12 protein-coding genes are annotated in these 13,526 nt (G+C 72.4%); 6 read left to right on the top strand and 6 right to left on the bottom strand.

What is annotated here, in order from left to right:
• The first annotated feature begins 8 nt into the window (after nucleotides 1-8).
• The gene (locus C4U44_RS16970; RefSeq protein WP_146088280.1) at nucleotides 9-893 is read left to right on the top strand and encodes a hypothetical protein; all 885 of its coding nucleotides are present in this window, start codon (nucleotides 9-11) and stop codon (nucleotides 891-893) included.
• A gap of 237 nt (nucleotides 894-1,130) precedes the next feature.
• Here the strand turns inward: C4U44_RS16970 and C4U44_RS43255 are convergent, their stop codons facing one another.
• Entirely contained in the window at nucleotides 1,131-1,262 is a 132-nt protein-coding gene (locus C4U44_RS43255; protein WP_265737330.1) for a hypothetical protein, read from the bottom strand.
• A 5-nt stretch (nucleotides 1,263-1,267) separates the two neighbouring features.
• Nucleotides 1,268-2,365, bottom strand: coding sequence for a hypothetical protein (locus C4U44_RS16965; RefSeq protein WP_146088279.1), 1,098 nt, complete (start codon nucleotides 2,363-2,365; stop codon nucleotides 1,268-1,270).
• Between the two features lie 29 nt (nucleotides 2,366-2,394).
• Here C4U44_RS16965 and C4U44_RS16960 point away from each other — a divergent pair, with 29 nt between their 5' ends.
• Entirely contained in the window at nucleotides 2,395-2,727 is a 333-nt protein-coding gene (locus C4U44_RS16960; RefSeq protein WP_103886628.1) for a hypothetical protein, read from the top strand.
• Nucleotides 2,728-2,902: 175 nt separating this feature from the next.
• On the opposite strand, the gene C4U44_RS16955 is transcribed toward C4U44_RS16960, so the two are convergent.
• Complete coding sequence (locus C4U44_RS16955; protein WP_107503991.1) at nucleotides 2,903-4,315, bottom strand: MFS transporter; 1,413 nt, start codon at nucleotides 4,313-4,315, stop codon at nucleotides 2,903-2,905.
• Nucleotides 4,316-4,457: 142 nt separating this feature from the next.
• Between C4U44_RS16955 and C4U44_RS16950 the strand changes: the two genes are divergently transcribed.
• Nucleotides 4,458-5,471, top strand: coding sequence for an ArsR/SmtB family transcription factor (locus C4U44_RS16950; RefSeq protein ID WP_103886627.1), 1,014 nt, complete (start codon nucleotides 4,458-4,460; stop codon nucleotides 5,469-5,471).
• A gap of 86 nt (nucleotides 5,472-5,557) precedes the next feature.
• Here the strand turns inward: C4U44_RS16950 and C4U44_RS16945 are convergent, their stop codons facing one another.
• Nucleotides 5,558-6,166, bottom strand: a complete 609-nt coding sequence (locus C4U44_RS16945; RefSeq protein ID WP_103886626.1) for an NUDIX hydrolase — start codon at nucleotides 6,164-6,166, stop codon at nucleotides 5,558-5,560.
• A 147-nt stretch (nucleotides 6,167-6,313) separates the two neighbouring features.
• Here C4U44_RS16945 and C4U44_RS16940 point away from each other — a divergent pair, with 147 nt between their 5' ends.
• Both C4U44_RS16940 and C4U44_RS16935 read left to right on the top strand, forming a co-directional pair.
• Nucleotides 6,314-8,197, top strand: coding sequence for an acyclic terpene utilization AtuA family protein (locus C4U44_RS16940; RefSeq protein ID WP_407642844.1), 1,884 nt, complete (start codon nucleotides 6,314-6,316; stop codon nucleotides 8,195-8,197).
• A gap of 7 nt (nucleotides 8,198-8,204) precedes the next feature.
• Nucleotides 8,205-9,170 (top strand): pirin family protein, encoded by a 966-nt coding sequence (locus tag C4U44_RS16935; RefSeq protein WP_103886624.1) that lies wholly within the window; start codon nucleotides 8,205-8,207, stop codon nucleotides 9,168-9,170.
• A 714-nt stretch (nucleotides 9,171-9,884) separates the two neighbouring features.
• On the opposite strand, the gene C4U44_RS16930 is transcribed toward C4U44_RS16935, so the two are convergent.
• Complete coding sequence (locus tag C4U44_RS16930) at nucleotides 9,885-10,874, bottom strand: S66 peptidase family protein (protein ID WP_103886623.1); 990 nt, start codon at nucleotides 10,872-10,874, stop codon at nucleotides 9,885-9,887.
• A 309-nt stretch (nucleotides 10,875-11,183) separates the two neighbouring features.
• On the bottom strand, nucleotides 11,184-12,089 hold the full coding sequence (locus C4U44_RS16920) for a LysR family transcriptional regulator (protein ID WP_103886621.1): 906 nt from the start codon (nucleotides 12,087-12,089) through the stop codon (nucleotides 11,184-11,186).
• 118 nt (nucleotides 12,090-12,207) lie between these two features.
• On the opposite strand from C4U44_RS16920, the gene C4U44_RS16915 reads away from it, so the two are divergent.
• Nucleotides 12,208-13,353 carry an alkene reductase gene (locus tag C4U44_RS16915; RefSeq protein ID WP_103886620.1) on the top strand — a complete coding sequence of 382 codons (1,146 nt, stop codon included), beginning with the start codon at nucleotides 12,208-12,210 and terminating at the stop codon, nucleotides 13,351-13,353.
• Nucleotides 13,354-13,526: the final 173 nt, after the last annotated feature.

Here is a 13,526-nt window from a genome sequence, read left to right as displayed (position 1 = left end):
TGGCGGGTATGACCAGGAGCACCGGCCGGCCGCCGCAGCCGTACCGCTGGCCGCTGTCGTCCTTCGGGGGCGGCGCGCCGGCCCGGCTCGGGACGCTCGCGGAGGGCCCGGCGCGCTCGCGACCGGGCTACCTGCCGGAACTGGTGGAGTGCACCGGGAAGGTGCTGGCGCGGTCGCACGCCGCGGACCTGTGCTTCGTGGGGCGCTCGCTGGACACCATGTACGACCTGCTGACGGGCGTGCTGGAGGGTGCGGACCGGCCGGGCGGGCTCCGGAGACTGCCGCTGTCCTTGCGGGGTGCGCACACCCTGGGGCCGGTCGGCCGGGACCGGCTGCGGACGCACCTGGCCGAGGCGGGTCTGGAACCGTACGCACTGGCCCGTCGCAAGCGGCCGTTGGCACTGGTGGACGTCGTCAGCGCCGGCTCGACCTTCGACGCGATCCACGGCGAGCTGTCGGCGTGGATCGCGGAGAGCCGGGAGCCCTGGGCGGTGATCCGGCGGAAGCTGCGGTACGTCGGGGTCACCATCCGGGGCAGGAGCAGCCCGCACCAGTGGCGCTGGCAGCAGTCACCGGAATCGGTGCGCTGGGTGCGGACCCTGCCGGCCGGTCACGTGGTCAACGTCTCGATGCACTGGCGGACCTGGAGCTGGTTCGGGAACGAGCAGCCGAAGCTGCACCGCTCCTTCCCGCCGAGCCGCTGGTTCGAGCCGGACGCGGCGCGGGCCCGCCACCACGAGACGCTGCCGCAGGCGCTCGCCGAGGCGCGCGCGGTGGTCGCGGCCGGCCGCACCCGGGAGACGCGGCGCGACCTGGTCCGGGCGATGGCGGCGGAGCCGGGCTTCGCCGACCGCGAGGTGCGTGCGCTGGCCGCGGCGATCCGGGTGCCCTGAGTATCGGGGCGCCCCTGACCCCCCGGGTTGCCCGGTCCTGCCGGTGGAGGGACCTTGCGGTCCGCGGTGGCTTGTCGCGCAGTTCCCCGCGCCCCTGATGTGTGCGGCTCGCCGCGTGCTTGACCCGGGAGGGCCCGGGCGTATTTGGGGGCGCGGGGAACTGCGCGAGCAGCCGGCCACCGGCGGGTGGTCCCTCAACCGGCGGACAGGGGCACCCGGGAGGGTCAGGGGCCCACCCTATTTGCGGCGGCGGGAGGCGGCGACGAGCGCGGCGATCGCGACGACCAGGATGACGACGACCACGACGATCACCAGGGTGTGGCTTCCCCCGTCCCCGTCATTGGGTGGAGCCACATCGGCAAGGACCATCAACTTCACTTCTCCCCCTCGGTAATCCGGGGCGCGAGGCCCAGGACGAGCATGAGCAGCACCGGGAACTCCAGGTACGCGTGGTAGCCGGCGATCGCGGCGTAGAGCGAGGTGCCCTGGTCGTAGTCGCTGACGAAGAGCACGGCGAGCGCGGCGGTGCCGCCGATCCCCAGGGCCCAGGCCCAGCGACCGGTGACCACCGGCACCCGCTGTTCGAACGCGGCGGTCGCGTCGGGGGCGTAGCGCGGCATGAACCACACCCACACCAGGTAGTGCATCAGCGCCATGAACGCGAAGACGGTCACGAACCGCTGCCCGGCGTCCGTGTGCTGCCAGGCCGGCGGGGTGTAGGAGGAGGACAGCCGGGTGGTCCAGCCCGAGCCGGCACCCATCAGGCCGTCGAAGGCGCCCGACAGCACGAGCGCCGGGATCACCACGATCCAGCCGCACTGCACCGCTCGGAACAGGGTCCGGCCGCGCGGCATCTCGCGCGACCACTCCCACAGGAAGACCAGCGGGACGACGTTGTGCAGGTGGGTCAGCACCACGAAGTGGTAGTCGGGGAAGGCGAGCGAGGTCGCCGCCGCGCCCGCGACCACCAGCAGGGCGGCGGCCAGCCGCAGGGGCCGCGAGCGCAACGCGTAGCAGCAGGCCGCCGCGAGCAGCACGTACGCGAGCAGGATCTCGACGGCCCGGGTGCCGGTCGAGGGCGGCAGCAGCCGCACCAGCACGATGCCGGTGATCAGCGCCGCCAGCATCCGCAGGAACGGCCCCTTCAGAAGACCGCCGAACCGGCCTGCCATGTAACGGAGTTCGAGCACGTTGTGCAGGATGCCGAGGGACGCCAGGCCCACCACGGCGGTGCCGGCGGGCAGGCGCAGGGCCAGCACCAGCGTCACGCAGATCAGCACCGCGAAACCGGCGATCGGCCTCATCTGCCCGGCCCGCCCCAGCCGCCCGCCCAGGCGGGCGACCGGCAGGCCCGCGAACGCCGCACCGGCGCCGCCCCCTCCGGCCCCTGCCGCCGCCACCGCTCCGATGCCGGCTGCGCTCCCGATACCGGCGCCCGTCACCGAACCGCCCGTCACTGAACCGCTCGCCACTGGTCCCTCCCCCGTGACACGATCCCGCTGTGTCCTATCCTCCGGCCCTCGCCCTGACCGTGGCGGTCGAGGTGCCGGTGTACGCGGTGACGGTCATCTCGGCCTCCCCCGCGCGGTTCCGCCGTACGGCAGTCGCGGCCGTCATGGTCAACCTTGTGACGCACCCGCTGCTGTGGTGGTTCCTCTCCCGGGTCCCGTCGCACGACTACTGGCCGGCGTTCGCGGTCGCGGAGAGCGTGGTGTGCCTGGTGGAGGGCGCGTTGATGGCGTGGTGGCTGCGGCTGCGCGGACCGGTGCCGTACGCCGCTTCGGTCGCGGCGAACGCGGCATCGGTGATCGCGGGGATGCTGCTGCCGGCGTGAGAACGGCCGCCGGCGCGCACCGGGAAGGGCGCCGGAAGGGCCGAAGAGGCGTGCGGAGAAAAGGAGTCGGGCGGGCGCCGGACCGGGGGAGTGGCGGTCCGGCACCCCCGTGTGCGCCGGACCGCCGTGGGGGGCGTGACCGGCCGCCCCTGTTTCCTCCGCGTCGCCGACCTCTCTACGCGGAAGCCTTGGCGCGGTGCTCGGCCCGGGCCATCCCGGGGCGCAGTGCCAGCACGCCGAACGAACCCGCCATGCCCAGCGCGGCGACCGCCCACCACAGCGCGGCCGGACCGGCGGTCGCGTACAGGGCCGGGCCGGCCACCAGCGCGAGGAAACGGGCCACACCGCGCGCCCAGTTGAGCGCCGCCTGGTAACGGGCCCGGGCGTGGACGGGAGCCAGGTCGGCCACGACCGCGGTGCTGATGCCGCCCGCGCACACCTCACCCGCGCTCCACACCACGGCCGTCGCCACGAACCCGCCGGCCGCGTGTGCGGTTCCGGTCAGCCCCACCCCGACCGCGAGCAGCACGGACGCCGCGGCCCACACCCGGAGCCGGTCCCGCCGGGCCAGCCATGTGTTGGCGAACGGCTGGCAGACCACCACCAGCAGCGCGTTGACGACGGCGACCAGCCCGTACACGCTCGCGGGCAGCCCGTGGTCGCGGATCGCCAACGGCACCGTGAACTCCGTCTGCGCGTAGACGCATTCGCCCGCGACCGACACCACGACCAGCGCCAGCATCATCCGGTCGCGCAGCACCAGACCGTAACCGCCGGAGCCGGTGGGCCCGTTGGCGTGGTGCGGCGCGTCCTTCGGCAGGGCCACCATGGCGACCGCGGCGAATCCCAGGCAGGTCACCGCGTCCACCACGAACAGCAGCCAGAACCCGTGCGCGATCAGGAACCCGCCGAGCGCGCCGGCGGTGGCGGCGCCGATGTTGATCGCCCAGTGGTACAGCCCGTAGGCCGCCCGGCGCCGGCTCGCGCCGGACGAGTCCGCGATCACCGCGGCCACGCCCGGCAGATGGAGGTTCGCCGCGGCTCCCAGCAGCGCGGCGGCGACGGCGAGCGTCACGAACCCGGGGGAGGCGAACAGCAGCGCCTGGCTGATCGGCGTCGCGACCATGCCGGTGAGGATCGCCTGCCGCCGCCCGAGCCGGTCCGCGAACCAGCCCCCGAGCACCGGTCCGACCAGCCCGCCCGCACCCAACGCGCCCAGCACGTAGGGCGTTTGGTCGGCGGTGACACCCCGCGAGCCGAGGTAGAAGACGAGGAACGGCACGACCATGGTGCCGACCCGGTTGATCACGGTGCCGCTGAAGACGACCCAGAACGGGCCCGGCAGTCCGCCGAAGTGGCGTGCGGCGGCAGCCCGGAAGCGGCGCGGCCCGGGCGTCACGCCGTGCGCGTCCTCGGGTACGCCTTCGGGTACGTCCTCGGGCGCGCGGCTGGGGAGGACGTCGCGGACCCGGACGCCGTCGGGTCCGTGGACGCCGTCATGCCCGTGGAGGTCGTCGGGGCCTGGGCCCGGGCGCGGCTCTCCCGGTGAAGCGGGCGGCTGGGGGGCCTGGCGTGGTGGAGCGGTCATACCGGAATGGTGTGGTGGCCGGGTGGGTTGACGGCAATGATTAAGGCAGGGCCGAATCGACGCCGCTGCGGCGGGCCCCGGCGGGCCCCGGCGGCCGCGGAGAACGAGCGGCGGTCCGTTTCTGCGGCGGGGGAGAGACGACATGGGGAGAGGCATCCGCTTCGCCTTCTCGGCGAACGACGTGGCACGCACCCGCTTCGCGGTGTCCCCGCTGTGGGAGGTGGTGGCGAGCATCCGCGTCTACCAGGCGGCGGGCGGGTCCGAGGCGGGCCGGCAGGCGGGCCGCCGGTCGGCGCACCGGCGCTGGCTGGAGGCGGCGGTGCCGAGGGTGGCCGCGGCCGGGCTGGACCGCGGGCTGCTCTTCGACCTGGTGCCTGCCACCGGCTACACCCCCGACTTCATCACCCCGCCGCCGCCCACCCGGGGCGCCGAACTCGCCGCCGAACTCAGGGTGGTCGAGGCGACGCCGGTGAGCGAGATCCACCGCGAGCTGAGCATGTTCGGGTTGCGGACCGCGCGGATCGAGGCGATGTACGCCGACCCGGCCGCCGGGATCGCGCGGCTCGTCGGGGAGATCGAGGCGTACTGGGACGCGGCTCTCGCCCCGTGCTGGCCGCAGATACGGTCCGTGCTGGAGGCCGACGTCTTCCACCAGGCGCGGCGGCTGGCCGCGGACGGGGCTGGGGCGGTCCTCGGCGACCTGCACCCGAGGGTGGTGTGGAGCGCGGGCACCCTGACCCTCTCGCAGATGGCCTGCCCCGTCCGCCTGGATCTGGAGGGCCGGGGCCTGGTGCTCGTGCCGTCGGTGTTCACCCGGTCGGAGGCGCCCACGGCGACCGTGGCCCCGGTCGGCAGGCAGCTCTTCTACCCGAGCCGCGGGTGGGGATCGGTCTGGGCGGCGGAGCGGCCCGCGGTCCCCGAGGCGGTCGCCGCGGTGCTCGGCCGGACCCGGGCGCTGCTGCTGACGGAGCTGGCGGTGCCCGCGTCGACCAGCGAACTCGCCGGGCGGACCGGGCTGTCCGCGGGCGGGGTCAACCAGCACCTGACCGCTCTGCGGGACGCCGGGATCGTGTCGGCGCACCGCTCCGGGCGGTCCGTGCTGTACATGCGGACCGCGGTGGCGGAGTCGATTCTCGCGGCGGCGGCTTCTGGTTGAGCGGACCGCCCGGGCTGCCTACGGCGAAGCCAGGGGGAGTGCCCCCACACGTCCCGTGGCCGGCCCGGACCGACCGGCGGGATCGGTCACCCCTCCTTCCGCCAGCGGGCGAGGCGCTGGTAGGCATCCAGGCCGTCGGGGACGAACTCCCATTCGGTGAGGCGGCGTTCGAGTTCCTCTTCGGTGAGGAAGTCGTGCCAGGCGACCTCCTCGACCTGCGGCCGGACCGGGACGTCGACGCGGACCTCGTAGACCGTCGACCACCAGGAGCCGGGGCCGGACTCCGGAGCGAAGAGGAACTTGAACAGGCGGGTGGGCTGGGGCAGTCCGGAGACGCCCAGCTCCTCCTCGGCCTCACGCAGCGCCGTCGCGTCGTAGGACTCGCCCGCGCCGACCACGCCGCCGACGAAGATGTCGTACAGGGAGGGGAAGACGAGCTTGCGGGCCGTACGGCGGTGCACGAAGATCCGGCCGCTCGGGTCGCGGGCCAGGATGAACGCGCAGCGGTGCCGCAGCCCTTGGGCGTATGCCTCGCCGCGCGGCGAGGTGCCGATCACGTGGTCGTCCTCGTCGACGATGTCGATCACCTCGTCCACCGAGAGCAGCCCCTCCTCCGGGACGGCGCCGTCCCCGGCCGGCGGGGCGGAAGGGGCGGAGGGGGTGGACGGGTCGGGCGACTCGAACGGTTGGCTCATGCCGTGATTGAACCACCGCACTCCGACACGGGTGTCGCAGGTACCGGCGCCACGGCGGACGGCTCCCGCGCGGTCTTGCGCGGCGCCGGTACCGGCATGATGATCGTTCGGATCGGTGACCCTGCACAGAAGTGACGGGAGAGTACGGTGACGACTGCGCCGAACGGTCCGGTGGCCCCGCCGACGTACGGCCGCGGCCGTACCGAGCCGCTGCGGATCGCCAACTGCTCCGGCTACTACGGCGATCGGCAGTCCGCCGCGCGGGAGATGGTCGAGGGTGGCCCGATCGACGTGCTCACCGGTGACTACCTCGCCGAACTCACCATGCTGCTGCTGTGGAAGGCCCGGCAGCGCGACCCCGAGGGCGGCTACGCGGTCTCCTTCCTCGGCCAGATGCACGACGTGCTCGGCACCTGCCTGGAGCGCGGCATCAAGATCGTGGTCAACGCGGGCGGCCTGAACCCCGCCGGTCTCGCCGCCAGACTCCGCGAACTCGCCGCGGCCGGCGGCCTGCACCCAACCGTCGCCCACGTCGAGGGCGACGACCTGCTCGACCGGCTGCCCGAACTCCGGTCCCGCGGACATGACTTCGCCCATCTCGCGACCGGCCGCCCGCTGGCCGGCGCCGGCGTGCAACCGGTCACCGCCCATGCCTACCTCGGTGGTTGGGGCATCGCCCAGGCGCTGCGGTCCGGCGCCGACGTGGTGGTCTGCGGCCGCGTCACCGACGCCTCCCTCGTGGTCGGACCCGCCGCCTGGGCGTTCGACTGGGCCGTCGACGACTGGGACGCGCTGGCCGGCGCGGTCACCGCCGGCCACATCATCGAGTGCGGCACCCAGGCCACCGGGGGCAACTACTCCTTCTTCACCGAGATCCCCGACCCCGTCCACCCCGGCTTCCCGATCGCCGAGGTGCACCCGGACGGCTCCAGCGTCATCACCAAGCACCCCGGCACCGCGGGAGCCGTCACTGTGGGCACCGTCACCGCCCAACTCCTGTACGAGATCGGCCATCCCGCCTACCTCAACGCCGACGTGGTGGCCCGCTTCGACACCGTGCGCCTCACCCAGCAGGGCACCGACCGGGTCGCCGTCGGCCCGGTCACCGGGCAGCCCGCCCCCGCCACCCTGAAGGTCTGCGTCAACCACCTCGGCGGCCACCGCAATGCGGCCGTCTTCGTGCTGACCGGCCTGGACCTCGACGCCAAGGCCGACTACGCGGAGGCCGCGCTGCGCGACGCCACCGGCGGGCCGGCCGCGTTCGCCGGGTACGACCTGCGCCGGGAGCACGGCCAGGAGGTCGACCGGCTCACCCTCACCGTCAAGGACCCCGACCCCGGCAAGGTCGGCCGCGGCTTCTTCGGCGCGGTCGCCGGCACCGCGCTGGCCGGCTACCCCGGCCTGTACCTGGAGCACGCCACGCCCCGGCCCACCGAGTACGGCGTGTTCTGGCCCGCGCTGGTCCCGGCGCAGGAGGTGCGGGCCGTCACGGTGCTCGCCGACGGCACCCGGCTGCCCGTGCCCCGCCCGCCGCTGCGCCCGGGCACCGCCGCCGCGCCGGCCGGTGCCGCGGTGCCGGGCACCCGCGCCGACGCCGTACCCCCGCCGCTCCCGGGCGTGCCGCGCCCCGAGCGGAAGGAATCCCACCCCGAAGAGCACGGCAGGACCGTACGCCTGCCGCTCGGCACGCTCGTCGGGGCGCGTTCGGGCGACAAGGGTGGGGACGCCAACGTCGGGCTGTGGGTCCGGGACGACGACACGTACGCCTGGCTGCGCGCGTACCTGGACGTGCCCCGGCTGCGCGCGCTGCTGCCCGAGGCCGCGCGGCTGCCGGTCAGCCGCTACGAACTGCCCCACCTGCGTGCCCTGAACTTCGTCGTGCACGACCTGCTCGGCGACGGCGTGGCCGCGTCCACCCGGGCCGACCCGCAGGCGAAGGCGCTCGGCGAGCGGCTGCGCGGATGCCTGGCCGACATACCGGAGCGGCTCGTCGAGCCGCCTCGACCGGCTCGGCCGCGTCCGGGGGCATGATCGAGCCATGAGCAATCTCGATGTGAAACCGTCCGCCACCGTCTGCGGCGGCCGCGAGGATGTGCCGGCCGGCCCGGTCCGTGAACTGCTCACCGGCCGGACCGTGCAGCTCGGCGAGAGCACGCAGGTGCGCCGCCTGCTGCCCAGCCTGGGCCGCCGCATGATCGGTGCCTGGTGCTTCGTCGACCACTACGGGCCCGACGACATCGCCCAGGAACCCGGAATGCAGGTGCCGCCGCACCCGCACATGGGCCTGCAGACCGTGAGCTGGCTGCACGACGGCGAGGTGCTGCACCGCGACAGCCTCGGCAGAAAGCAGACGGTACGACCCAGGGAACTGGGCCTGATGACCTCCGGCGAGGGCATCTCGCACTCCGAGGAGTCGCCCCGCGACCACGCCCGATACCTGCACGGCGCCCAGTTGTGGATCGCCCTCCCCGACTCCCGCCGGCACGTCCCGCCCGCCTTCGAGCACCACGCCGAACTCCCCGAGGTCACCGCGCAGGGCCTGCACGCGACCGTCATCCTCGGCGAACTCGACGGCACGGCCTCGCCCGGCACCCTCCACAGCCCGCTGGTCGGCGCCGACCTCACCCTCGCCGAGGGCGCGGCCGCCCGCCTGCCGCTCCAGCCCGACTTCGAGTACGCCGCCCTCGCGATGTCCGGCCAGGTCGACGTCGACGGGGTAACCGTGGCCCCCGGCTCCCTCCTCTACCTCGGCTCCGGCCGCCGGGACCTCTCCCTGCTCGCGGACAGCTCCGCCTCCCTCATGCTCCTGGGCGGCGAGCCCTTCGCGGAGAAGATCGTCATGTGGTGGAACTTCATCGGGCGCTCTCACGAGGATATCGTGGAAGCTCGCGAGGAGTGGAGTACGAGCACCAGGTTCGGCGAGGTGCACGGCTACAACGGTGCCCGACTGTCCGCCCCGCCGATCCCCGCAACTCCCCTGAAGCCGCGGGGTCGTGAGCGTTGACCTGGTGTTTCTGAGTCGGACCATGGCCTGGCGCCCCCTGTCTCCGCAGACACCTGGAGGCCGTCTTCGCTGACCGCGAGGTACTCGGATCGCGAGGCTCGGAAAGCACGCGGGCCCCCGATGGAATCCCCATGTATGTACGAGTGCAACAAGGTGTGCCAGGACCAATGCTGACCCAATGCTGACTTTACTGATCAGTGGTCAGGTTCGGGTCGATGCTCGCGAGACGGTAACCAGTACGAGTTCTCGGCAGCCTGGGGACGCCCGGTCAGCCCAGCCACTCAATGGGCGCTTTGGTTGTTGTCGTATGGCTCGCTCGTGAGCCGGAGCCGCCGCGGCCTAGCTGGGCCGGGCCAGTCGTCAGGTGGGATTCGATGTCGGTGAGGATGTCGACGGTGGCGTGCAGCTCGCGGGAAGGGCGGGTAGGCGAGTGGCCTGTGCTCCGGCCTGGCGGCGTGCGGCCGGGGGAGCGGCGTACTCCTCGGGCGTACCCGCATCGCCCTGGCCTGGCCCGGAGTCAGGGTCGGATGGCACTGGCAGGCCGACGCCGTGAACTCACCGATCTGTGCTTCATCTTCTTCAGTCGCGCGGTCTCGGCGGCTGTCGGGACGATCGGGCAGGTCGATGCAACGGGCATGACGGACAGGCCGAGCGGGAGAAGGTGGAACACGACGGAAGGTAGCCCTCCAGGCACGCCCCAATATCCAACAGAACTCAGGCGTTCGCGACCGCCGAATCGAGCAGGGAGAGCGTCTGGTTGTCTGCGTCCACGTGCGCGCGGACGCCGAGAGGCAGCGGCAGGTTCGGCGAGGTGTGACCGAAGTCGACCTGTGCAAGGACCGGGACGTCACGTCGAGCCAGGACATCGAGTACCACGTCGCGTAGACCTGCGCGGTCTCCGCCGCCCTCGTAGGGCGTGACCTCAGTCGGGATGCCGACCACCATGCCTGCGATCCGGTCCAACACACCGGACAGTCGCAGAGTATGCAGGTCGCCCCAGATCCGAGAGACCGGCCGCTGCACCTCCTCCCAGAACAGCACGGCACCGTCGAACCGTTCGGCAGCCAATGCGAAGGGTGTCGCCTGCAGTTGGACAAGGCGGTTCAGCAAACCGCCGACCAGTGGTCCCCGCGCGTGTCCCGGCCTCCAGGTTTCCCAAGCCCCCATTGCCGGCAGGGCGCCCGGCGCCTCGGCCTTGGTGAGCACACGGGTGTAGAGGTCGACAAGCTCGGAGCGACGGGCCTTGTCGCCCAGCGTGTACCAATCGCTGCCGAAACCGTGGGTAGCGATGTCGGAGTGGAAGCCGACGAGGCCGGTCTTGGCGTGCAACGCCATGTGCAGCAGCGAGATGTCGCTGTAGCCGAGGATCGGCTTCGGGTCGGCCAGGATCGCGTTCAGATCGATCAAATCGAGATAGCCGATAGTCGCCTGCCCACCAGTGTGCGCGACGATGGCCCGCACCTCCGCGTCCCGGAGCAGACCATTGAGTTCGGCGGCCTGCTCCGCCGGCGTGCCCGACGCCCACCAGCGATTCTGCGCCGGGTCGACCATCGGGCTGACTCGCACGCGGAAACCCATCCGCTCCAGTATCGCCACACCGCGGGCGAGCAGTGGTTCCTCACCTGGCTCAAGCTGGCCCGAGAGCGCGGTAACGACCACGAGGTCGCCGGAACGCAGCGCGCGGGGCCGAAGGGTCACAGGCATGGGGCCTCCTTGTTGATCAGCAACGGCGGCAAACAAGGCCCGTGCCGCCGATATTCCGCCTTCACGCGGATTGGCCATGCGGGAGAACCTGCTTCCGCCGGGCCTGCCACTGCTCCCCGAGACGGTACTGACCAGCCGGTATCTCCCCGCCACGGAGGGAGCATCCGTGGGCGGCGACTGGTAGGACGTCGTCCCCCTGCCCGACGGTGGCATGGGACTGGTCGTGGCGGACGTCGAGGGGCACAGCGCGCAGGCGGCGGGCGTGTGCCATCACTCTCGGCGATACCTCGCTGTCCGGCGCGGGTGGCGTTATCGGCCCAGATCACGGGTGGAGGGATAGCGCTCCCTGAGCAGGTCGAGGAATGCCTCGGTCGGGCCGCTGGGCCGGCGACGCGAGGCGGTGGCGACACTGAACCGCCACCGCAGATCGTGATCGGCGATCTCCAGGACGTCCAGCCCGGTATGGTCCTCGACGAGGAAGCGGCTGAGGAATCCGATACCCAGCCCGGCGCGGATGTAGTTGACGGCGGTGCCGATGTCCGCGACCTCCAGCGTCACCTCCCGGTCGACCCCTGCGGCGGCGAATGCCTGGTCGACCACGGTCCGGTTGCCGAAACCCTGAGGCGAATCGACGAACGGGAACTCGCCCAGCTGTGCCAGCACCACCCGTCCAGCGCCCACGAGCGGATGGGCGCTGGGCACGTACAGGGAAAGCGGCGCGACTGCCAGCAGCCGGGTGTCGAGGCCGAGGCGCTGCGGATCAGGCAGCGACATGAACGCCACGTCAAGCAGCCCGTCCCGCAACTGCTGCGCCAGGTCGGCCGATCCCCCCGCCGCCGCCCGCAGCCGCACGGTCACCGCGGGGTGCCGGTCGCGCAGAACCGACAGCATGTCGGGTAGGTCCACGACGTTGACCGAGGTCAGGGTACCTACGGTCACTTCACCCTGGAGCGTGCCCTGGGTGCGGTGCACGGCGTCCTTGGCGGAGCCGGCCGCGACCAGCGTCTCGCGGGCCCGGGGCAGCAGCGCCCGGCCGGCTGCGGTCAGCACGACCGCGCCGGGGGTGCGGACGAACAGCGCCGCCCCGAGCTCATGCTCCAGGGTCTTGATCGTCGCGGACACCCCGGACTGGACGAGGTGCAGGTTCCTCGCCGCCTTGGTGAAGCTGCCCGCGTCGGCAACCGCGAGGAAGTGTTCGAGATGACGGAGCTCCATGCCGGCAACTATCACACATGATGCTGAGCGGTATGAGAATGAATCGTTGGACGTGATGCGCAGAGGCCGTGAACGTTGGTGACGTCGGCGCAACGCCGACCGAACCCAAGAGGTAGATATGTCCTTCCCCCTGCAGGCCGACGAGCAGGCACTCCTGCGCCCCTACGACCTCGGCGCCGTTCAGCTGCGCAACCGCGTGGTGATGGCGCCGATGACCCGTGCACGTGCCACCAACCCCGAGATGGCGCCCACCGGCCTGCACGCCGACTACTACCGACAGCGTGCGGGTGCCGGTCTGATCGTGACGGAGGGCACCTGGATCAGCCCGGACGCCATCGGCGCGCTCAACGTGCCGGGCATCTTCAGCGACGAACAGGTCCAGGGCTGGACCGGGGTGACCAAGGCGGTGCACGCGGATGGCGGCGTCATCTACTCCCAGCTGGCGCACACCGGCTCCTCCTCCCACCCGGACTACCGCGGCGGGGACCTGCCGGTGGCGCCGTCCGCGGTCAACCCCGGGGGGAAGGTCTTCACTCCGGGCAGTGGTTTCACCGACACGGTAACGCCGCGGGCGCTGTCGGCCGAGGAGATCGCCGGCGTCGTGGAGCAGTACCGGTCGGCCGCGCTCAACGCGCGGCGTGCGGGCTTCGACGGCGTGGAGGTGCACGCGCAGCGCGGATACCTGATCGCGCAATTCCTCAACCCGGACCTGAACCTGCGCACCGACGGTTACGGCGGCAGCCCGGAGAAGCGGGCCCGTTTCCTGTTCGAGATCCTGGACGCCGTCACCGAGGTGTGGGGCCCGCACCGGGTCGGCATCAAGTTCGCACCGCACCAGGCGATGATCGCCGACGCTGTCTCGCCCGAGATCCTCACCGGCCACGAGTACGTCGCCGAGCGCCTCAACGACTACCCGCTGGCCTACGTGCACCTGATGATGACCCGCCGTCCGAACGTGGCCGTCCCGGCCGAGGAGCGCGCGGAGTCGCTGGGCCGGTTTCGGCCGCTGTACCGCGGAACGCTGATCGCCAACGCCGGCCTGGACCAGGAGGCGGGCAACGCCGTGCTCTCCGAGGGCCTGGCCGACCTGGTCTCCTTCGGGCTGCCGTTCATCGCCAACCCCGACCTGCCCGCGCGCTTCGCCCACGGCATCCCGCTCTCCCCGCCCGACCGCGACACCTTCTACGAGGGCGGCGAGCGCGGCTACACGGACTACCCGGCGGCCGGCCTGGTCTCCGGCAACACCCAGGGCGGTGTGCTGTGACCGGCATCGTGCGATACCCGGACATCACACGGACCCGCTGGTCCTCGGCGGACGAGGCCGACCGGTTCGTGGTCGACAACCCCGCGACCGGACGCCCCACGAGCGTCATCCAGGGCTCGGGCACCGCTGGGGTGATGCCGGCGCGGAAGAGGGTGGGGCCGCCCGTCAATTGG

Origin of the sequence: Actinacidiphila yanglinensis, from assembly GCF_900107965.1 — a bacterium.
In the GTDB taxonomy this organism is placed as follows: Bacteria; Actinomycetota; Actinomycetes; order Streptomycetales; family Streptomycetaceae; genus Actinacidiphila; species Actinacidiphila yanglinensis.
The sequence above is the reverse complement of the archived record's forward strand: the minus strand, read 5'-3'. Positions and strand labels throughout refer to the sequence as shown.

Excerpts from the sequence above, each read along its gene's own strand:
- C4U44_RS16935 (WP_103886624.1), top strand. The coding sequence starts at position 8,205 with ATGAGCAATCTCGATGTGAAACCGTCCGCCACCGTCTGCGGCGGCCGC.
- C4U44_RS16920 (WP_103886621.1), bottom strand. The coding sequence starts at position 12,089 with ATGGAGCTCCGTCATCTCGAACACTTCCTCGCGGTTGCCGACGCGGGC.
- C4U44_RS16950 (WP_103886627.1), top strand. The coding sequence starts at position 4,458 with ATGGGGAGAGGCATCCGCTTCGCCTTCTCGGCGAACGACGTGGCACGC.
- C4U44_RS16915 (WP_103886620.1), top strand. The coding sequence starts at position 12,208 with ATGTCCTTCCCCCTGCAGGCCGACGAGCAGGCACTCCTGCGCCCCTAC.
- C4U44_RS16955 (WP_107503991.1), bottom strand. The coding sequence starts at position 4,315 with ATGACCGCTCCACCACGCCAGGCCCCCCAGCCGCCCGCTTCACCGGGA.
- C4U44_RS43255 (WP_265737330.1), bottom strand. The coding sequence starts at position 1,262 with ATGGTCCTTGCCGATGTGGCTCCACCCAATGACGGGGACGGGGGAAGC.
- C4U44_RS16945 (WP_103886626.1), bottom strand. The coding sequence starts at position 6,166 with ATGAGCCAACCGTTCGAGTCGCCCGACCCGTCCACCCCCTCCGCCCCT.
- C4U44_RS16970 (WP_146088280.1), top strand. The coding sequence starts at position 9 with ATGACCAGGAGCACCGGCCGGCCGCCGCAGCCGTACCGCTGGCCGCTG.
- C4U44_RS16930 (WP_103886623.1), bottom strand. The coding sequence starts at position 10,874 with ATGCCTGTGACCCTTCGGCCCCGCGCGCTGCGTTCCGGCGACCTCGTG.